This window comes from Martinezella sp. CNPSo 3890 (assembly GCF_057784455.1).
In genome coordinates this window covers 1-18,157 of sequence record NZ_JBXSOR010000029.1, presented here as the reverse complement: position 1 = coordinate 18,157, position 18,157 = coordinate 1, and the positions used below count along the sequence as shown (strand labels likewise).

At 60.4% G+C, this 18,157-nt stretch carries 20 protein-coding genes; 6 read left to right on the top strand and 14 right to left on the bottom strand.

Annotated elements, in window-relative coordinates; translation table 11 throughout:
- Nucleotides 1–78 precede the first annotated feature (78 nt).
- The 6 genes from pheT to infC all read right to left on the bottom strand — a co-directional run bounded on the left by pheT (nucleotide 79) and on the right by infC (nucleotide 6,116).
- On the bottom strand, nucleotides 79–2,502 hold the full coding sequence (gene pheT, locus AC13RC_RS33005) for a phenylalanine--tRNA ligase subunit beta (RefSeq protein WP_488559679.1): 2,424 nt from the start codon (nucleotides 2,500–2,502) through the stop codon (nucleotides 79–81).
- A 16-nt stretch (nucleotides 2,503–2,518) separates the two neighbouring features.
- Nucleotides 2,519–3,601 carry a phenylalanine--tRNA ligase subunit alpha gene (pheS, locus tag AC13RC_RS33000; protein ID WP_112722780.1) on the bottom strand — a complete coding sequence of 361 codons (1,083 nt, stop codon included), beginning with the start codon at nucleotides 3,599–3,601 and terminating at the stop codon, nucleotides 2,519–2,521.
- Between the two features lie 36 nt (nucleotides 3,602–3,637).
- On the bottom strand, nucleotides 3,638–4,474 hold the full coding sequence (locus AC13RC_RS32995; protein WP_488559678.1) for a serine/threonine protein phosphatase: 837 nt from the start codon (nucleotides 4,472–4,474) through the stop codon (nucleotides 3,638–3,640).
- A gap of 138 nt (nucleotides 4,475–4,612) precedes the next feature.
- Nucleotides 4,613–5,017: a 50S ribosomal protein L20 gene (gene rplT / locus AC13RC_RS32990; protein ID WP_069611027.1), complete on the bottom strand. Its 405-nt coding sequence runs from the start codon at nucleotides 5,015–5,017 to the stop codon at nucleotides 4,613–4,615.
- 37 nt (nucleotides 5,018–5,054) lie between these two features.
- Nucleotides 5,055–5,258 carry a 50S ribosomal protein L35 gene (gene rpmI / locus AC13RC_RS32985; RefSeq protein ID WP_069611026.1) on the bottom strand — a complete coding sequence of 68 codons (204 nt, stop codon included), beginning with the start codon at nucleotides 5,256–5,258 and terminating at the stop codon, nucleotides 5,055–5,057.
- 321 nt (nucleotides 5,259–5,579) lie between these two features.
- On the bottom strand, nucleotides 5,580–6,116 hold the full coding sequence (gene infC / locus AC13RC_RS32980; protein WP_173002511.1) for a translation initiation factor IF-3: 537 nt from the start codon (nucleotides 6,114–6,116) through the stop codon (nucleotides 5,580–5,582).
- A gap of 278 nt (nucleotides 6,117–6,394) precedes the next feature.
- On the opposite strand from infC, the gene AC13RC_RS32975 reads away from it, so the two are divergent.
- Nucleotides 6,395–7,207, top strand: a complete 813-nt coding sequence (locus AC13RC_RS32975) for an alpha/beta hydrolase (RefSeq protein WP_113329869.1) — start codon at nucleotides 6,395–6,397, stop codon at nucleotides 7,205–7,207.
- A gap of 235 nt (nucleotides 7,208–7,442) precedes the next feature.
- Nucleotides 7,443–8,042: a transglutaminase-like cysteine peptidase gene (locus tag AC13RC_RS32970; protein ID WP_113329868.1), complete on the top strand. Its 600-nt coding sequence runs from the start codon at nucleotides 7,443–7,445 to the stop codon at nucleotides 8,040–8,042.
- A gap of 123 nt (nucleotides 8,043–8,165) precedes the next feature.
- Here AC13RC_RS32970 and AC13RC_RS32965 read toward each other — a convergent pair whose 3' ends face one another.
- Nucleotides 8,166–8,354, bottom strand: coding sequence for a hypothetical protein (locus AC13RC_RS32965; RefSeq protein ID WP_069611022.1), 189 nt, complete (start codon nucleotides 8,352–8,354; stop codon nucleotides 8,166–8,168).
- 231 nt (nucleotides 8,355–8,585) lie between these two features.
- Nucleotides 8,586–9,569 (bottom strand): iron exporter MbfA, encoded by a 984-nt coding sequence (mbfA, locus tag AC13RC_RS32960; protein ID WP_113329866.1) that lies wholly within the window; start codon nucleotides 9,567–9,569, stop codon nucleotides 8,586–8,588.
- A 263-nt stretch (nucleotides 9,570–9,832) separates the two neighbouring features.
- Here mbfA and AC13RC_RS32955 point away from each other — a divergent pair, with 263 nt between their 5' ends.
- Entirely contained in the window at nucleotides 9,833–10,300 is a 468-nt protein-coding gene (locus tag AC13RC_RS32955) for a group III truncated hemoglobin (RefSeq protein ID WP_269245532.1), read from the top strand.
- A gap of 65 nt (nucleotides 10,301–10,365) precedes the next feature.
- On the opposite strand, the gene AC13RC_RS32950 is transcribed toward AC13RC_RS32955, so the two are convergent.
- A complete protein-coding gene (locus AC13RC_RS32950) occupies nucleotides 10,366–10,923 on the bottom strand; it encodes a DUF308 domain-containing protein (RefSeq protein WP_269245531.1) in 558 nt (185 codons plus the stop codon).
- Between the two features lie 139 nt (nucleotides 10,924–11,062).
- Between AC13RC_RS32950 and AC13RC_RS32945 the strand changes: the two genes are divergently transcribed.
- Nucleotides 11,063–11,647, top strand: a complete 585-nt coding sequence (locus tag AC13RC_RS32945) for a TetR/AcrR family transcriptional regulator (protein WP_113421034.1) — start codon at nucleotides 11,063–11,065, stop codon at nucleotides 11,645–11,647.
- Between the two features lie 53 nt (nucleotides 11,648–11,700).
- Here AC13RC_RS32945 and AC13RC_RS32940 read toward each other — a convergent pair whose 3' ends face one another.
- Both AC13RC_RS32940 and AC13RC_RS32935 read right to left on the bottom strand, forming a co-directional pair.
- Nucleotides 11,701–12,615, bottom strand: coding sequence for an EamA family transporter (locus AC13RC_RS32940; protein ID WP_173002502.1), 915 nt, complete (start codon nucleotides 12,613–12,615; stop codon nucleotides 11,701–11,703).
- 96 nt (nucleotides 12,616–12,711) lie between these two features.
- Nucleotides 12,712–13,737 (bottom strand): histone deacetylase family protein, encoded by a 1,026-nt coding sequence (locus tag AC13RC_RS32935; RefSeq protein WP_488559677.1) that lies wholly within the window; start codon nucleotides 13,735–13,737, stop codon nucleotides 12,712–12,714.
- 148 nt (nucleotides 13,738–13,885) lie between these two features.
- Here AC13RC_RS32935 and AC13RC_RS32930 point away from each other — a divergent pair, with 148 nt between their 5' ends.
- Nucleotides 13,886–14,491 (top strand): HAD-IA family hydrolase, encoded by a 606-nt coding sequence (locus AC13RC_RS32930; RefSeq protein ID WP_113329862.1) that lies wholly within the window; start codon nucleotides 13,886–13,888, stop codon nucleotides 14,489–14,491.
- A gap of 9 nt (nucleotides 14,492–14,500) precedes the next feature.
- Here AC13RC_RS32930 and AC13RC_RS32925 read toward each other — a convergent pair whose 3' ends face one another.
- Together AC13RC_RS32925 and AC13RC_RS32920 are read right to left on the bottom strand one after the other, a co-directional pair.
- Entirely contained in the window at nucleotides 14,501–15,022 is a 522-nt protein-coding gene (locus AC13RC_RS32925) for a GNAT family N-acetyltransferase (RefSeq protein ID WP_488559676.1), read from the bottom strand.
- A gap of 17 nt (nucleotides 15,023–15,039) precedes the next feature.
- Entirely contained in the window at nucleotides 15,040–15,612 is a 573-nt protein-coding gene (locus tag AC13RC_RS32920; protein WP_145633714.1) for a helix-turn-helix domain-containing protein, read from the bottom strand.
- A 171-nt stretch (nucleotides 15,613–15,783) separates the two neighbouring features.
- Between AC13RC_RS32920 and lepA the strand changes: the two genes are divergently transcribed.
- Complete coding sequence (gene lepA, locus AC13RC_RS32915) at nucleotides 15,784–17,616, top strand: translation elongation factor 4 (RefSeq protein ID WP_069611013.1); 1,833 nt, start codon at nucleotides 15,784–15,786, stop codon at nucleotides 17,614–17,616.
- Nucleotides 17,617–17,625: 9 nt separating this feature from the next.
- Here the strand turns inward: lepA and AC13RC_RS32910 are convergent, their stop codons facing one another.
- The gene (locus AC13RC_RS32910) at nucleotides 17,626–18,081 is read right to left on the bottom strand and encodes a GFA family protein (protein ID WP_488559675.1); all 456 of its coding nucleotides are present in this window, start codon (nucleotides 18,079–18,081) and stop codon (nucleotides 17,626–17,628) included.
- Between the last annotated feature and the right edge of the window lie 76 nt (nucleotides 18,082–18,157).

Sequence of the window (18,157 nt, the reverse complement as noted above, 5' to 3'; positions counted from 1 at the left end):
GGGAGATGTCCCGACAGGGACAGAGGGGGGTGTTGCACTATCAGCAAACGCAAGAGCTACTGATAGTGATAAGCCGCTCTACCCTCTCAGCACTCCACCCGTCGACTTCGTGACGTTCGCCACGATCTTCTGGGTCAGTGCCTCGAAATCCTCATCAGTCAGCGTACGCTCTGCCGGCTGGATCTGCACCTCGATGGCGATGGACTTCTTGCCCTCGCCAAGCGATGCACCCTCGAAAATGTCGAAGACGTTTACACCGGTGACCAGTTTGCGGTCGGCGCCGGTCGCAGCGCGGATGATCGCGCCGGCTTCCACCGACTTGTCGACCACGAAGGCGAAGTCGCGCTTGACGGCCTGGAAGGGAGAAAGTTCCAGCGCCGGCTTGGTGCGGGTGGCCTTCTTCTTCGGCTCGGGCATGGCATCGAGATAGACTTCGAAGCCGGCGAGAGCACCCGACACGTCGAGCGCTTCCAGCGTCTTCGGATGGAACTCACCGAAATAGCCGAGCACGACCTTCGGACCCATCTTGATGGTGCCGGAGCGGCCGGGGTGATACCAGGCCGGCCCGCCCTGCTCGATCTGGATATTGCCCATCGGCAGGCCGCAGGCCTCGATCACCGCGAGAGCATCGGCCTTGGCATCGAAGACATCGACCGGCTTGCCGCCGCCCTTGGTGGCGTTCGACCACATACGGCCGGCGCCGACAAGCGTTGCCGTGCCGCGGCGGATGCCGCCGGCAACGCGGCGCTGGCCCTCGGGCGCGTCATTCTCATAGGTGCCGGAGACTTCGAAGATCGCGACATCGCCATAGCCCTTGTCGGCATTGCGCTGCGCGGCCGAAAGCAAGCCCGGCAGCAGCGAAGGACGCATGTCGGACATATCAGCGGCGATCGGGTTCGCAAGCTTCAGCGCGTTGGAGCCGCCGCCGAAGAGCTTCGCCTGATCTTCGGAGATGAAGGACCAAGTGACGGCTTCCAGCATGCCGCGGGAGGCGAGCGCCCGTTTGGCGATACGTGTACGGATCTGCAGCGTCGTCAGGATCTTGCCGTTGACGGCGGCATGGCTGCTAAGCGGCTGCGGCTTGATATTGTCGACGCCATGGATGCGCATGATTTCTTCGACAAGGTCGGCCTTGCCATCGACATCCGGACGCCAGGAGGGAACGGCGACCGAGATGCGCTCGCCGGAACCGGAGACCGAGAAGCCGAGCTTGGTCAGGATGGACTTGCTCTCATCGGCCGAGACTTCGAGGCCGGTCAGGCGCTCGACTTCCGACAGCGGGAAATCGACGACCTTTGCCTCATAGCCCTTGTAACCCTCGACGCGGGCCTTGGCGGCCGTGCCACCACAGCAGGCAAGCACCAGTTCCGTCGTGCGCTCGAGGCCGGGCACCATATATTCCGGATCGACGCCGCGCTCGAAACGATAGCGCGCATCGGTAATGATGCCGAGGCTGCGACCGGTCTTGGCGATGTTCATCGGGTCCCAGAGCGCGGATTCGATCAGCACGTCCGTGGTGTTCTCGTCACAGCCGGAATGCTCGCCGCCCATGATGCCGCCGATCGATTCGACGCCGTTGTCGTCGGCGATAACGACATTGCTGGGGTTGAGCTTGTATTCGCGCTCGTCCAGCGCCAGCACGGTTTCGCCGTCCCTGGCGCGGCGCACGACCAGATTGCCCTTGACCTTGGCGGCGTCGAAAACGTGCATCGGCCGGCCCTGATCGAAGGTCATATAGTTGGTGATGTCGACCAGCGCGCTGATCGGACGGAGGCCGATGGCGAGCAGGCGCTGCTGCATCCACTTCGGGCTCGGGCCGTTCTTGACGCCGCGCACGAGGCGCAGCGAAAAGCCGGGGCACAGGCGCGCATCATCCAGCTCGATCTTGAGCTCGGTCGGCGTTTCGCCCTGGACAGGGAAGGTTGGCGTGAGGCGGGGCTTCAGGGTGCCAAGGCCGGAGGCAGCGAGATCGCGGGCGATGCCATAGACACCGGTGCAATCCGGGCGGTTCGGCGTCAGATTGATCTCGATGACCGGATCGTCAAGGCCAGCATAGGCGGCAAAGCTCGTGCCAACAGGCGCATCTTCCGGAAGGTCGATGATGCCGTCATGGCTGTCCGAAATTTCCAGTTCCTTTTCCGAACACATCATGCCGCGGCTCTCGACACCGCGGATGTTGCCAATGGCGAGCGTCACATCGATGCCAGGAACATAGGTGCCGGGGGCAGCGAAGGCGCCCACGAGGCCGGCGCGCGCATTCGGTGCGCCGCAGACGACCTGAACGGGCGCACCGCTGCCGGTATCGACCATCAGCACCTTCAGGCGATCGGCCTGGGGATGCTTTTCGGCCGAGAGAACCTTGGCGATGACGAAGGGCTTGAACGCCGCCTTGTCGTCGACCTCTTCCACTTCCAGCCCGATCATCGTCAGGCGGGCGCAGATCTCGTCGAGCGTGGCGTCGGTTTCCAGATGCTCTTTCAGCCAGGAGAGTGTAAATTTCATGTGCTTTATCCCTTCCTTACGCGCTCAGGCCGCCGAACAGCGTCGGCATGTCGAGCGGGCGGAAGCCATAGTGGTTCATCCAGCGGACATCGGCGTTGAAGAAGTCGCGCAGGTCGGGCATGCCGTATTTCAGCATGGCAATACGATCGAGGCCCATGCCCCAGGCAAAGCCCTGATATTCGTCCGGATCAAGACCGCCATAACGCAGTACGTTCGGATGCACCATGCCGCAGCCGAGGATTTCCATCCAATCGGTGCCTTCGCCAAACTTGACGATCGGGCCGGAGCGGTCGCACTGGATATCCACTTCGAAGGACGGCTCCGTGAAGGGGAAGAAGGACGGGCGGAAGCGCATCGTCACATTGTCGACCTCGAAGAAGGTCTTGCAGAACTCTTCGAGCACCCAGCGGATGTTGGCGACGTTCGCCGTCTTGTCGATGACGAGGCCTTCGACCTGGTGGAACATCGGTGAATGCGTGGCGTCCGAATCCTGGCGGTAGGTTTTTCCCGGGATGATGATGCGGATCGGCGGCTTCTGCGCTTCCATGGTGCGCACCTGCACCGGCGAGGTGTGCGTGCGCAGCACCTTGCGCTCACCCTTTTCATCCGGCTGGAAGAAGAAGGTGTCGTGCATTTCGCGGGCCGGATGTCCTTCCGGGAAGTTCAGCGCCGTGAAGTTATAATAATCGGTCTCGACATCGGGACCTTCGGCGATCGAGAAGCCCATGTCGCCGAAGATGGCGGTGATTTCGTCGACGATCTGGCTGATCGGGTGAATGCGGCCGCGTTCGGCCGGCGAGGAGCGGACCGGCAGGCTGACATCGACGGTCTCCGCCTTCAGCTTCGCCTCGATCGCCGCATCGCGCAACTCGCCTTTGCGGGCGTTAATGGCATCGGTGACGGAATTCTTGAGAGCATTGATGGCCGCGCCGCGTGTCTGCCGTTCTTCCGGCGACATCGAGCCCAGCGTCTTCAGCAGTTCAGAAACCGAGCCCTTCTTGCCGAGCGCAGCAACCCTGACCGCCTCGATCGCCTGCTCGTCGTTCGCCGCGGCCACCTCGGCCATGAGTTGGGTTTCAAGTGTTACGAGTTCCGTCATCTGGTCCTGCCTTGCGGACCAGGGGCCATCGGGCTCTCAGTCCACGGAATAAGTGGTGAACGCATGCATCAGAAAGCTTGTCGCAACGATGAAGCGCTGGAGATCACTACCCATGTGCACGCGGCCAATCAACCGGGCAAGGAACAAAAAACCGCCTAGAAAGCGAATCATGCGCTGAAGCTCGGCGCGCGCAGCCGCTGGTGCCTGCTCCGACCAGGCTTCATAGGCTCTGTTCTGCGTTGCAAGGCCGAAGCGGGCGCCGGTTGCGATCTGCAGGAAGAGCAGCCAGATATCACGGGCCTGCGCCACCGCAAGCGGCATGACTGTCTGCGGGTCCTCCTCGAAATCCATGAAGCCAAGCCGATCGCCGGCGAAGAACATGTCGCGCGGATAGGGCCTGCCATGACAAAGCCCCTTGGCATGCAGCCGGCCGAGCTCGGCAGCGCAAGCGACCATGAGTTCATCGTGAGCAGCGGGATCGCTCTCCTTCAGCTGCGCAAGGCGGCGCTGAACCGTGATTCCGGCGTCCGCAAGAACAAGCGCGCCATTCGAAGCGTAGAGAACCTCCGGAACGGCTACACCCCGCTGCCTGAACAAGCCGATGCGCTGCATCTCCCGCTCGGCCATCTGCCGCGCAGACAGATAGGCGCAGGGGCGCAGGAAGGCGAGCGGGACAATGCGTGAAAAGACCCTCTGCAGATGACGCCAGGTAGAGGGTTTCTTCGTGCCGTATCGCTTGATCCAGACCTGACAGGCAGAAAGGGCAACTCGCTCGACACGGCTGGAACCGTTCACCAGCACCGTCAGCATGGCCTCTATGTCCTTACCGTTCAGATTGGGTATGAAGTTCAGTTCCGCAGTCTTGCCATTCAACAATTTCACCCATTCCCGATATCGGGAATCCTCAAGGTGACTATCGCAAATTGATTGTATTGCAAAAAATACAAAACCCGCGCTGGTTACACAAGCGCGGGTTTCATAAATATGACAAAAACTGTCTAGTAGACGCTCTTAGCCAACAGCGGCTTCGAACTCGTTCTTCGTGCCAGCGTCCTTGAGGTACTCAAGCGCCTTCTTGGAGGCAGCGACGAGGGCGCCGAAAGCTTCCGGCTCATGGATTGCCATGTCGGAGAGAACCTTGCGGTCGACTTCGATGCCAGCCTTGTTCAGACCGTCGATAAAGCGGCCGTAGGTCAGGCCGAACTCGCGGACGGCAGCGTTGATGCGCTGGATCCAGAGGGCGCGGAAGTTGCGCTTGTTGACCTTGCGGTCGCGGTAAGCGTACTGCTTGGAACGGTCGACGGCGGCCTTGGCGGTACGGATGGTGTTCTTGCGGCGGCCGTAGAAGCCCTTGGCTGCCTTCAGAACCTTCTTGTGCTTGGCGTGGGCGGTAACGCCTCTTTTTACGCGTGCCATTTCATGATCTCCTTAGTCTATAGCGTTACGAATAGTCTTAGAGACCGTTCGGCAAGTAGTTCTTGACAACCTTACGGCCATCCGGTTCTGCGAGAACCATGGTGCCGCGGGCATCGCGAATGAACTTGTTGCTACGCTTGATCATGCCGTGGCGCTTGCCAGCAGCGGCTGCCTTGACCTTGCCGGATGCGGTGATCTTGAACCGCTTCTTGGCAGAGGACTTCGTCTTCATCTTGGGCATTTTGCTACTCCTTCGATGCTTCCTGGCGCGCTTTGCTTAAAGCCCTTCTCACAGATCCGGACTGGCCGGGCTGCAACAAGGTGCCGGAGCGTTTGTTGTTGAACGGCGGATACGGTGACGAACCGCTCCACCAGCATTCTGAACTGCCACGGCATGCCCTGCCGGTCAGTTCGGACGCGCGCTTATAACCGCACTTGCCCCGAAGTGCAACGGTGCGAATGCGGGAATCTTTGCAGATCGATGACAGGCATCGACCCCTGCCGCAGAAAAGGAAAAAGCCGTCCAAGGGACGGCTCCGGCCTCTCTACTCCGACTTGCGCCTCACTTCGGCGCAAGCACCATCATCATCTGGCGGCCTTCGAGCTTGGGCTCGGCCTCCACCTTGGCAATCTCGATCGTATCTTCCTTGACCTGCTGAAGCAGCTTCATGCCAAGTTCCTGGTGGGCCATTTCGCGGCCGCGGAACTTCAAGGTCACCTTCACCTTGTCGCCTTCTTCAAAGAAACGACCGATGGCCTTCATCTTCACCTCATAGTCATGGGTGTCGATGTTGGGACGCATCTTGATTTCTTTGACTTCGACGATCTTCTGCTTCTTGCGCGCCTCGGCGGCCTTCTTCTGGTTGGCGTATTTCAGCTTGCCCAGATCGAGGATCTTGCACACAGGCGGTTCAGCATTGGGGGAAATCTCTACCAGATCGAGACCGGCCTCCTCTGCCATTCTCAATGCCTGGTCGGTCGGGACGATGCCCATATTCTGGCCGTCAGCCGTAATGAGCTGAACTTTGGGAATGCGAATTTCCCTGTTGGAACGCGGCCCGTCCTTTACGGGCGCGTCGGCTTTAAAAGGTCTGCGAATGGTCGTATTCTCCACGAATTGTTTCGGATAGCTGCAGCCTCTCGCTCCCCGTCGGCGCAACTGACGGAAATGTCGTAAAAGCTGTGTTGAAGTCAATAGCATGACAGCAGGAAAAAAGCACCTCCCGCGTGTCAATGGAGTGTCCTGGAAGCGCGAGATGCGCGAAGGACACAGTATCCTTCTCCCTTTATATAGAAACTACAGCGAAAAGATCGAGGATTTTTCAGGTCACGCGGACGCGAATCTGTTCTATAGGGCAGAAAATCCGGGAGTTTTCCATGTCCGAGACCGCCACATCCATCCAACCGACCTTCCTTCCCGTTGGCACGGGCGAGAGCGAGCGCCAGATCGCCATCATCGAGCGCACCGCCGGCAAGGGTGCCAGAAATGTCAGCTTCGTCTGGTTGTCCGGCTATCGATCCGACATGAGCGGCACCAAGGCCGTGGAGCTGGATGCGCTGGCGGAGCGGCTTGGTATCGGCTGTATTCGCTTCGACTATTCCGGCCACGGGCAGTCCGGCGGCAAGTTCACCAACGGCACGATTTCGCGCTGGCTGGAAGAGGCACTTGCCGTCATCGATCATACCAAGCCGAAGAAGATCGTTCTCGTCGGCTCGTCGATGGGCGGCTGGATCGCGCTCAGGGTCATCCAGGAACTGCGCAAACGCAAAAAGACAGCCGCCATCGCCGGCCTCGTGCTTATCGCGCCTGCTCCCGATTTCACCATCGATCTCATCGAGCCGAACCTTTCCGATGTCGAGCGGCGCTCGCTGGCGGAACGCGGCTATTTCGAGGAGCCTTCGGAATACAGCCCCGAGCCGAACATCTTCACGCGCGCCCTCATCGAGGACGGCCGCGCCAATCGCGTGCTGACCGGCATCATCGAGACTGGCTGCCCGGTACATATATTGCAGGGTATGCAGGATGCAGACGTGCCTTTCTCGCATTCGTTAAAGCTGGTCGAGCATCTGCCGGCGGACGATGTCGTGTTAACGCTTGTGCGCGACGGCGATCATCGCCTGTCGCGGCCGCAGGACATCGAGCGCATGCTCGCTGTGGCCGAGACGTTGGCGCTACATAAAGCGCCATAAAAACAAATAGATATCTGCGAAATGCTCGGCGCGCTGGCTCCTTTTGCGACCGCCTCGGGGGCGCGCTTGCGTAATCGCAGGCAGCAAGAAATTATGGCAGCTATCTCCTTGATTGTGCCGAAATTAACCATATGAGCCGGTTCCGGTGTTAACACTTAAGTAACGATTGACTTCGCGCGCCCCCCTACATTAACAATTTGTTAACAAATGCAGGGACGATACAAGGATAGTGGGCGTGCGTATTAAGGGCTTGTTGATTGCCTTCGCTGCTATAGTTGCGATGTCGTCGGCGGCGATGCCGGCACCTCAGCAGGGCGTTTCGATGACCGTCGGCAACGTGACCTCCCAGCCGATCGGACACTACGACTTCTGTCAGAGACATACCGACGAATGCGGTCCGACCCGTAATGTCGGTCCCGTCGACATGAACGCGGCCGCCTGGGCTCTCGTCAACCAGATCAACCTGCGCGTCAACAAGACGATCCGCCCGGCGACCGACATGGAAGTCTACGGCCAGGAGGAATATTGGGAATATCCGAAGACCGCTGGCGACTGCGAGGATTTTGCCCTGCTGAAGCGCAAGCTCCTCATCCAGAGCGGCATTTCCGCCTCCAACCTGTTGATGACGGTCGTCCGCAAGCCTGATGGCGAAGGACATGCAGTGCTGACGCTGCGCACCAAGCAGGGCGATTTTATCCTCGACAACCTTGAGGACGAGATCAAGGTCTGGACCAAAACTCCCTATTCCTATCTGAAGCGTCAGGCGAGCTTCAATGCCGGCCGCTGGGTCACCATCGAGAACGGCAACGACGTCCTGGTTGGCGCCGTCAAGTAAGCGCGAGCTAATTTCTCGTTACACAAGAAGGCCGGCCCATCGGACCGGCCTTTTGCTTTTTCGTCTTGTAATAAGACCCGTCCTCACTCCTGTGTGCGGACGAATTTGCTACCAGCACGAGCGTCAAGAGTTCTTATGGCTCTGCTGGCCGGCCTTGACGTGCTGCTCGTGGGTGCCGCCGCGTGAGCTGGCAGAGTGCTGCTCACGGGAGCCGGTGGACGAAGCATTCCTGGTGTTGTCGTTGTCCATGCGCTTGTGGCTTTGCTGGCCAGCCTTCACATGCTGCTCGTGGGTTCCACCTTGGTTTGCCATTGGATCATCTCCTTTGGTTTGCAGACGAGGCCAAGAGCGGCCTCGTGTTGCTAACCGGTGGCGGCGGAAGGCGTTCCGAAGTTTAACATTTCGTGATCTCGGAGTGTCTTTGCCCTTCCGGATGCGACAAAACATTGCCCATCCCTCACCGCCGGCCTTTCGTTTGGGCTCGGGGCGTTCGGCGCTCGAAACGATTCACCGGATCGTTTCGTCGGCTATGCCGAACGCGTCTCACCCATTTCCGATCAGAATGCCGGCACCCAGCACCAGCGAGCCGCCGAGGACGACCTGGAAGGCAGCCCGCAGGAACGGCGTCTCCATATATTTGTTCTGGATGAAGGCGATGGCCCAAAGCTCGAAGAAGACGACGATTGCGGCCGTAATCGTCGCGGTCCAGAAATGCGGGATAAGGTAGGGCAGCGCATGGCCAAGGCCGCCGAGCGCGGTCATGATGCCGCAGGCAAGGCCGCGCTTGATCGGCGAACCGCGACCGGAGATCTTGCCGTCGTCATGGGCTGCCTCGGTGAAACCCATGGAGATACCGGCGCCGACCGAAGCCGAAAGGCCGACGAGAAAGGTCTGCCAGGTCTGCTGCGTGGCGAAGGCGGCGGCAAAGATCGGCGCGAGCGTGGAGACAGAGCCATCCATCAGCCCGGCGAGACCCGGCTGCACATAAGTCAGCACGAACTGGCGGCGCGCCTGTGCATCTTCCTCGTGCTTGACCTCTTCCGGCGTATGCTTCTCGCCAAGCAGGCGGGCAACATCTTCATGACCCTGCTCGGCAAGTGCGAGATCGCCGAGAAGCTGGCGCGTCGAGGCATCGGATACCTGCTTGGCTGCTTCGACATAGAAATTATAGGCCTGCTGCTCCATCGCCTCGGCCTCGTCGCGCATGGCATCGAGGGAGAGGTTCTTGCGCAGCCAATCGGGTTTGCGCTCGTAAAAGCCGCGCACATGCTCGCGCCTGATCAGCGGGATACGCTCGCCGAAGCGGCGGCGGTGCATGTCGATCAATGTCTTGCGATGCGTATCCTCGACCTCGGCCATGTCCTCGAAAACCTTGGCGGACTCGGGATAATGCGGGCGGAGCGTATCGGCATAGGCGAGATAAATGCGTGAATCGTCTTCCTCTGCCGCAATGGCAATCGCCAGAATCTCCTGTTCGGAAAGAGAGGTGAAGGGACGTTTCGACGGGCGGAATAAGCCTAGCAGCATCGGGGCAACCTCATAACTTTAGAATTATTCTAATTCTAAAGTCGGCAATTGCGCTGGTCAAGCACGGAGACGTCATTGCGGAGGGAAAATCGTGCCGGAAAATTTGTGGCCCGCCGAACGGGGCCGCGGAAAATAGTAACGCGACTTTGACAGATTGCCGCAACATCTCCATGACGTCTTGGTCGCGCTGAGAAATTGCATACATAGGGACCTGAAAGACGTCGGAGCAGCGGTTCTCCACGCGCCGGCACTCGGAGAATATTATGGAAAACGAGATACAGGCTAGCGCCGCCCATCTGGCCGGCATCCGCGAAAGGGCCGAGGCGGAGATGGCGCGGATGGGCATCGATCCCGCCTTCATCGACAGGCTGGTCGACACGTTCTATGGGCGCGTTCAGGCGCATCCCCGGCTCGGACCGGTCTTCGACGGGCGCCTTGCCGGGCGCTGGCCCGACCACATGGAAAAGATGAAGCGCTTCTGGTCCTCCGTTGCCTTCAAGAACGGCGCCTATGGCGGCAAACCGGTCCAGGCGCATCTCGGCGTCGAGGGCATGGCCGCCGACCTCTTTCCAGAATGGCTGGCGCTTTTCTCCGAAACCCTTGCCGATATCGCGCCTTCCAAAGAGGCAAGAGACTGGTTCATGGCGACGGCCGAGCGCATCGCCAAGAGCCTGACGCTCTCACTCTTCTATAATCCAGCGCTGGACGATCCCGCGAGAACGACGGCTTAAGGCAGGCCGCGCGAAAATACGGCGGCAAGTCACTTCAAACTCGCCGCCGCAAGATCGGGTAGCGCCTATGCATGTGCTTTGCGATAGGCCGCGACCGCAAGCCAGATTGCGGAAAGCAGGAAATAGAAGGCTCCGAACGCCGCGTAGGGGACGATATCCAGAATGGTCGGCTCGACCGTGCCGAGGGATCGGCTGAGCATGAAACCGCCGGCAAGTGCCGACTGCGCGCCGCTCAGGATCATTACCCATTGAGCGCCATAGATACGCCAGCGCCTTACGCCGGTGTAGAGTTGCAGCAAGCCCGAGAGGATCGCCCAAGCCCCAAACACGGCCAGGACGGCATAGGCGCTATTGTAGGCGGCCACGACAACGGCGAGCGCCGTGGCGATGCTGACGACAACATTCAACGCCTGGGACGGATTGACCTTCAGGCCGCCGTTAACCCGGGCGTCGACCAGATTGGCAAGGGCATCCCAGACAGGATAGATCACCAGCAGAAACGCGGCGGATGGCGGTTTTGCGCTGAGGAAGATCGCGGCTGCAATCCAGACGATCGAGAACAGGGCACGTGTAAAATAGTAGGATTGCAGCCAGTTGGGCTGCGATGAAATGCGACTTTGCATCGGGAGGCTCCTTGTAGTTACCTACCTACTAGTAGGAAGATGCATTCGCTGAGTCAACACAGGCTCGAACACCGTTTCGTGAGAGCCAGAAGTGGTGCGGCAATCTTGACAACCAGCCTACCAAAAGGTAGGCAGCGATATGAAATCAATAACTTCCACTTCAGAAAAAATTCTCGACATCGCACAGGCTCTTATCGTGGCCGGAGGCTACAACGGCTTCAGCTATGCCGACATCTCCGCTGCGATCGGCATCCGGAAGGCAAGCATCCACCATCACTTTCCGACAAAGGCCGAACTGGTTTCGGTGCTGGTGAACCGTTACAGGCAGCAGACGGAAGCGGGTTTGAAGTCTTTGCGCGAAGGCATCTCGAGCCCCGCGGAACAGCTGCAGGCCTATGTGAGCTACTGGCACTCATGCATTCGGGACGCCTCGCTGCCCTTCTGCGTCTGTGCGATGCTCGCCAGCGAGATGCAGATGCTGCCGGAGGAGGTCGCATCCCAGGTGCGAGGCCATTTTCATAGCCTCGCCGGGTGGCTTACGTCAGTGCTGCAGGCGGGAACCGAGAATGGCCTCTTCCGGCTGAACAAACGGCCCGAGGAAGAGGCGCAAATCCTGATGGCCTCGGTTCATGGAGCAATGCTCTCGGCGAGAGCTTTCGGCGATCCAGGACTGTTCATCGCAATCGTTGCACCCCAGATCGCCAGGCTTCAAGCCGCGGATTGACGGAGAGTTGCCGGGCCAAACTCAAAGCAACGACGGCTTACCCCCCGCCAGTCTTAGCCTTTCGCAGCGAAGATCGTCGCCCCGATACTGGCTGCAACAACAAGCGCGGTGCCGAACATCTGAGACGGCGTCATCGGCTGCGACAGGATGACGAAGCCGGCAAAGGCGCCGATGGCAGGCTCGAGGCTCATGAGGATGCCGAAGGACGAGGTGGGCATGCGCCGCAGCGCCACCATTTCCAGCACATATGGCATCAGCGGAACGAGCAGCGCAAGCCCGGCTATTTCGAGCAGGCCGAAGGCCGTCAGATGCGGGACGGCCGAGGCAAAGCCGAAGGGGGTGGAAACGACCGCTGCAACCAGCAGCGACATGGAAAGCCCCTCGAGGCCCTGAAAGGCATTGCCGACCTTCTTCGTCAAAAGAATGTAGCAGGCCCAGCCCGCGCCTGCGCCGATGGCAAAGAGAATGCCGGGGAGATTGCCGACCCATTCTTCGCCATCATAGGCCAGGAGCAGAACGCCGATTGCCGCAAGGATTGGCCAGAGAAGTTGGCGGCTGAGTCCGAAGCCGAGGGTCGCAACCAGCAGCGGCCCGAGAAATTCGATGGCGACGGCAAGCCCTAGGGGAATGCGCGCGATTGCCGAAAAGAAAGAAGTCGTCATCAGCGCCGAGACTGTGCCGAGCGCCAGCACGCCGAGCCATTGCGAGCGGCTGTAGCTCGTGATCTTCGGGCGAACGATGATCGCCAACGCGATGGAGGCGAAGACGAGCCGCAGCCACGTTGCGCCCGCCGGCCCATAGGCGTTGATGATCGGAGCCGACAGGGCCGAGCCGAACTGGATTGACGACATCGACATCACGCACATCAGCACGCCGGCAGCAATGCCACCGGTCGATGGCGCGACATCCGGATGCGGCATCAGCCCCGCGCCGCCATCCGATCCACTGTCGACAAGCTTCTGTTCCATAAACACCCCCAACTAGGCGGCGTTTTAGAGGCGTGGCCATGCAGTGGCAAATTCAAACTTTTCATCCTGCGATCAGGCACTTTGATGCAAGGCGCCTCAGGCTTCGAGACCTTTCAGCACATTGGCGACGTTCAGCCCGATCTCGGGCACGCCATAGCCACCCTCCATGCAGACGAGGACGGGCAGGCCTGCGGCAGCAACCCGCTCGCCCATGCGGATGAAGTTCTGCGATGTCAGCCTGAAGAAGGAGATCGGATCGCGCTCGAACGTATCGACACCAAGCGAGAGCACGATCACCTCCGCGCCGAAGGCCTTGATGCGCGCGAGCGCATCGTCGAGGGCCGCCGACCAGACCTCCCAAAGCGTGCCGCGCGGCATGGGGTAATTGCGGTTAGCGCCCAAGCCATCACCCTCGCCTTCCTCATCAGCATGGCCAAGGAAATAGGGAAAGGCGTGGATGGGATCACCATGCAACGACGCTGTGAAAACATCGCCGCGTCGGTAGAAAAGGTCCTGCGTGCCGTTGCCGTGATGGAAATCGACATCGAGCACCGCCACCTTGGCCGCGCCGTGATCACGCAGCCGCTGCGCCGCGACGCCGGCATTGTTGATGAAGCAATAACCGCCGAAGAGATCGATGCCGGCATGATGGCCGGGCGGCCGGCAAAGTGCGAAGGCGAAGCGGTTGCTGGCGTTGAGCCAGTCGGCGCCTGTCAGAGCGCAGCGCATGGAAGCGAGCGCCGCCTCATAGGACCCTTTCGTGATCGAGGTATCGGCCGCGTTGGCATAATGGCCGATCATGCCGACGATATTGTCAGGCACGCGCTGGCTGGTGCGCCTAACGGGAAAGGAATTGGCGATCGCCTCACCCTTATAGCCGGCGGCGACCCAGCGCTCCCAGACCGCGCCGAGAAAATCGAGATAGGCCGGATCATGCACCTTTCGCGCCGTTTCCAGCCCGTGGGCATGAGGTGCAACCACATCGGTAAAGCCGGCTTCCTTCACGGCGGCAAGGATCCATTCGGCGCGGAAGGGCGCCTCGAAGGGTGTGACGAGCTGGCCATCATGCAGCTCGGTCTTCGCGTCTCTGAGCTTGTGATCCTCCGAATAGATGACCCGCATGTTCGCCTCCCCATCGCCCACTTTGTTCTGCTGATGACACGAAGGCTTACATGCATCGCGTCCGAGAAAAAAGGATGACATGCAATCTTGAATGCTGCTGCAAACAACTGCACCTTCCGCCTGCGTTTGAGGAATTGGAGGCGGCCGCATGAAACTCCTGATGGTCGATGTCGACGGCGTGTTGGTGCACGGCCGGCCAAGCGACGGATTGCCGCTGTTCACCTATCTGGAGCGCGATCTGGGCTTGCGGCTGGATGTGCTTCAACAGGCGTTCTTCAAAACCTATTGGGTCGATATCGTCACCGGCCGCGATGCGCTGGAGCCGAAGCTTGCAGAAGTTCTCGGCAAAATCGCTCCTCATCTCAGTGCCCGAACGCTGATCGACTACTGGTTCGAGAATGATTCCCGCCTGGACCACGTCCTGCTCGACGATCTCGCCGCCCTGCGGGCCGGGGGAACGAGGATGTTCCTTGCGACCAATCAGGAGCATATGCGCGCCGCCTATCTGATGGGCGAACTCGGGCTCTCCTCTCGCTTCGACGGCATCTTCTATTCCGCCGCCCTCGGCTATCAGAAGCCAGCAGCCGAATTCTTCCGGCTGGCAACCGAACGTGTCGGGATATCCGCAAGCGAGATCGGCTTCATTGATGACGTGGAGGCCAATATCGAGGCCGCACGGCACTTCGGCTGGAAGGCGATGCAATGGACAGCGGGATCGACATTGCAGGATGCCATTGCCGCTTTCTCAGCCTGAATAGCCTTCTCAGGCTGCAATGCGCTTATAGAAAATGGTCGTGTCGCAAAGGCCGCCCTCCGGCCACATCGCATAATCCGGCACGACGCCGACGCGCTGCCAGCCGAGGCGCGGATAGATCGCCTCGGCATCGCTGCCGGTTGCCGTATCGAGCACAAGCAGGGTCTTGCCGATACGGGCTGCCTCGCGCTCAGCCGCCTCCATCAAGAGGCGGGCAAGTCCCTTACCCCGCGCGGATCGGTGCACCAGCAACTTCTTGAGATCGCCGCGATGCGGCTGGTTCGGCATCTGGGCTGCGCCCACCTGCACCGTGCCTACGACCCCGCCCTCGATCACGGCGACAAAAAGCAATGTCCCGCCGCTTTCGACGCTGTCTGCGACGCTCTGCCAATAAGGCAATGCGTCGGCAGGCATATAAGGCTGCATGAAGCCGACGGAAGCGCCGCCATTGACGCAATCGGCAAGCACATCGCAGAGATCCCGCAGGACAGTACGAGCCTCAACGGCGGAGAGAAGACGAATATCGGGCATGAGAAGGTCCTTGGGTGTTATGAACGGCCGCGATCGAGGATGACGCTGTAGCGCGCCGGCACCTCGCCGGGATTGTGGAAGGCGTGGCCATTGCCGACGCCCATGAAGAGGCAATCGCCAGGCATGAGGCGGTGCACGATGTCGCGGTGCGTCACCTCCATTTCGCCCTCGAACAGCCAGACATGCTGGGTCATGCCGGCACTTGCCGAATTCGGCGGGAAGATGACGCGCGCGCCGGCGGGGAAGATGACTTCGACGACATCGACCTTCGAGTCGGTTCCCGGCGGCGAGACGGCGCGTCTGACATAGCCGGTTCCCGGGTCGCGCCAGATCGCCTGCTGATCGCGGCGGGCAAGCGGCGACACCTCCTTATCCTCCTCGGCAAAAAAGGCCGAAAGCGAAAGTCCAAGCGCTGCGCAAAGCCGCGACAGCAGCGAGGCCGTCGGGCTCGCCTCGGCCCGCTCGATGCGCGAGATCATGGCACGGCTGACGGCCGAGGCATTGGCAAGCTCATCCAGCGTCAGGCCGCGGGTGATGCGCAGCTCCTTGATGCGCGCACCGATCGCCAGTTCCAGATCATCATCCGCCATGACTCATGTCTCACGCTTCGTGATTCTACTATATGAGAAATACATGATCGCATGATGGAATCAAGAGCATTGTGACACTCGGCAGCGGCGAGCCAGAAAAGGCTAACATAACGTGAAGATACCAGCCAAAGCTCCGCTTTTCCGCTTTGCGGCGCGGGGCGGCGCTGCTATATGGCGCGCATGAGCACCAATTCCACCACTCCGCTTTCGCATATCCGCAACTTCTCGATCGTGGCCCATATCGACCACGGCAAATCGACGCTGGCCGACCGCCTGATCCAGACGACGGGCGGCCTTGCCGAGCGCGAGATGTCGGAGCAGGTGCTTGATAATATGGAGATCGAGCGCGAGCGCGGCATCACCATCAAGGCCCAGACCGTGCGCCTGCACTACAAGGCCAAGAATGGCGAGACCTATATCCTCAACCTGATCGACACGCCCGGACATGTCGACTTCGCCTATGAAGTCTCGCGCTCGCTGTCGGCCTGCGAGGGATCGTTGCTTGTCGTCGACGCCTCTCAGGGTGTGGAAGCGCAGACACTCGCCAACGTCTATCAGGCGATCGACAACAATCACGAGCTCGTCACCGTCCTCAACAAGATCGACCTGCCGGCGGCCGAACCCGACCGCATCAAGGAACAGATCGAAGAGGTGATCGGCATCGACGCCTCCGACGCCGTGCTGATTTCTGCGAAGACCGGCCTCGGCATTCCCGACGTTCTCGAAGCCATCGTGCACAAGCTGCCGGCGCCGAAAAGCGCGGGCGGCGAGAAGGCGCCGCTGAAGGCGCTGCTGGTCGACAGCTGGTACGACACCTATCTCGGCGTCATGGTTCTCGTGCGCATCATCGACGGCACGCTGACCAAGGGCCAGACTATCCGCATGATGGGCACGGACGCGAAGTACCAGATCGAGCGTGTCGGCGTTCTCACGCCGAAGATGGTCGCCGTCGACAGCCTTGGCCCCGGCGAGATCGGCTTCATCACGGCTTCGATCAAGGAAGTGGCCGACACGCGCGTCGGCGATACCATCACCGAAGACAAGCGCCCGACCGCCGAGCCGCTGCCGGGCTTCAAGCCGGCGCAGCCCGTCGTGTTCTGCGGCCTCTTCCCGGTCGATGCCGCCGATTTCGAAGATCTGCGCTCGGCCATGGGCAAGCTGCGCCTCAACGACGCCAGCTTCTCCTTTGAAATGGAATCGTCTGCCGCTCTCGGCTTCGGCTTCCGCTGCGGCTTCCTCGGCCTGCTGCACCTGGAAATCATCCAGGAACGCCTGGAGCGCGAATTCAATCTCGACCTGATTGCGACGGCTCCCTCGGTCGTCTATCAGCTCACCATGACCGACGGCACCGAGATCGAGCTGCACAACCCGGCCGATATGCCAGATGTCGTCAAGATTTCCGAATTCCGTGAGCCGTGGATCAAGGCGACGATCCTGACGCCGGACGATTATCTCGGCTCGATCCTGAAGCTCTGCCAGGACCGCCGCGGCATCCAGACCGAGCTGACCTATGTCGGCAACCGCGCCATGATCACCTACGACCTGCCGCTTAACGAAGTCGTCTTCGACTTCTATGATCGCCTGAAGTCGATTTCGAAGGGCTATGCCTCCTTCGACTACAGCCTGACGGACTATCGCGAGAGCGATCTCGTCAAGATGTCGATCCTCGTCAATGCCGAGCCGGTGGATGCGCTCTCCATGCTCGTGCACCGCTCGGCGGCTGAAAAGCGCGGCCGCGTCATGTGCGAGAAGCTGAAGGACCTGATCCCGCAGCACATGTTCCAGATTCCGATCCAGGCCGCCATCGGCGGGCGCATTATCGCACGCGAGACGGTGAAGGCTCTGCGCAAGGACGTGACCGCCAAGTGCTACGGCGGCGACGCCACCCGCAAGCGCAAGCTGCTCGACAAGCAGAAGGAAGGCAAGAAGCGCATGCGGCAGTTCGGCAAGGTCGAAATCCCGCAGGAAGCGTTCATTGCCGCGCTGAAGATGGGGGATGAGTGAGGTTTAACCTCACCCCTGCCCCATATATTCCTTCGTCAGGCCCTCATACTCCTCCATCGCCGGCAGTGCGGCATAGCTGTGCTTGGCCGGCGTCGTCACCCAGGGCAGCTTTTCGCTCGTCCAGGTCTCGATGAAGGGCGTGAACCAGCTGGTGTCGTCGAGCATGGTGGCGCGGACATTGACGAACCAGTCGACGCCTTCGAGCTTCGTGAACATCCAGCTCATGCAATGCGGGCAAAAATAGTGATGGATGACATCGCCGTGCAGACCGCCGATGACAGGCTCGCCCTGCGTTACCTCGAAACCCTGCGTGGGGATGGCGGCGCTCAGCGAATAGGGGCCTGCCGTCATGCGCTGGCAGCCGGTGCAGTGGCAGGCCATGGTGAGCATCGGCTTGGCGCTGATCTTCAACCGCACCTGCCCGCAACGGCAACCGCCCTCGCTCGGTAGTTCCAGCGTACTCATGATGTGATTTCCTCCTATTTCACAGCTTATCGACGCGCGGCACATCGCGATCGGATCCGGCGGTCGCGCACTTACT

Coding starts and splice junctions, on each gene's coding strand:
- pheT (WP_488559679.1), bottom strand. CDS start 2,502: ATGAAATTTACACTCTCCTGGCTGAAAGAGCATCTGGAAACCGACGCC.
- pheS (WP_112722780.1), bottom strand. CDS start 3,601: ATGACGGAACTCGTAACACTTGAAACCCAACTCATGGCCGAGGTGGCC.
- rplT (WP_069611027.1), bottom strand. CDS start 5,017: ATGGCACGCGTAAAAAGAGGCGTTACCGCCCACGCCAAGCACAAGAAG.
- rpmI (WP_069611026.1), bottom strand. CDS start 5,258: ATGCCCAAGATGAAGACGAAGTCCTCTGCCAAGAAGCGGTTCAAGATC.
- AC13RC_RS32975 (WP_113329869.1), top strand. CDS start 6,395: ATGTCCGAGACCGCCACATCCATCCAACCGACCTTCCTTCCCGTTGGC.
- AC13RC_RS32965 (WP_069611022.1), bottom strand. CDS start 8,354: ATGGCAAACCAAGGTGGAACCCACGAGCAGCATGTGAAGGCTGGCCAG.
- mbfA (WP_113329866.1), bottom strand. CDS start 9,569: ATGCTGCTAGGCTTATTCCGCCCGTCGAAACGTCCCTTCACCTCTCTT.
- AC13RC_RS32955 (WP_269245532.1), top strand. CDS start 9,833: ATGGAAAACGAGATACAGGCTAGCGCCGCCCATCTGGCCGGCATCCGC.
- AC13RC_RS32950 (WP_269245531.1), bottom strand. CDS start 10,923: ATGCAAAGTCGCATTTCATCGCAGCCCAACTGGCTGCAATCCTACTAT.
- AC13RC_RS32945 (WP_113421034.1), top strand. CDS start 11,063: ATGAAATCAATAACTTCCACTTCAGAAAAAATTCTCGACATCGCACAG.
- AC13RC_RS32940 (WP_173002502.1), bottom strand. CDS start 12,615: ATGGAACAGAAGCTTGTCGACAGTGGATCGGATGGCGGCGCGGGGCTG.
- AC13RC_RS32935 (WP_488559677.1), bottom strand. CDS start 13,737: ATGCGGGTCATCTATTCGGAGGATCACAAGCTCAGAGACGCGAAGACC.
- AC13RC_RS32930 (WP_113329862.1), top strand. CDS start 13,886: ATGAAACTCCTGATGGTCGATGTCGACGGCGTGTTGGTGCACGGCCGG.
- AC13RC_RS32925 (WP_488559676.1), bottom strand. CDS start 15,022: ATGCCCGATATTCGTCTTCTCTCCGCCGTTGAGGCTCGTACTGTCCTG.
- AC13RC_RS32920 (WP_145633714.1), bottom strand. CDS start 15,612: ATGGCGGATGATGATCTGGAACTGGCGATCGGTGCGCGCATCAAGGAG.
- lepA (WP_069611013.1), top strand. CDS start 15,784: ATGGCGCGCATGAGCACCAATTCCACCACTCCGCTTTCGCATATCCGC.
- AC13RC_RS32910 (WP_488559675.1), bottom strand. CDS start 18,081: ATGAGTACGCTGGAACTACCGAGCGAGGGCGGTTGCCGTTGCGGGCAG.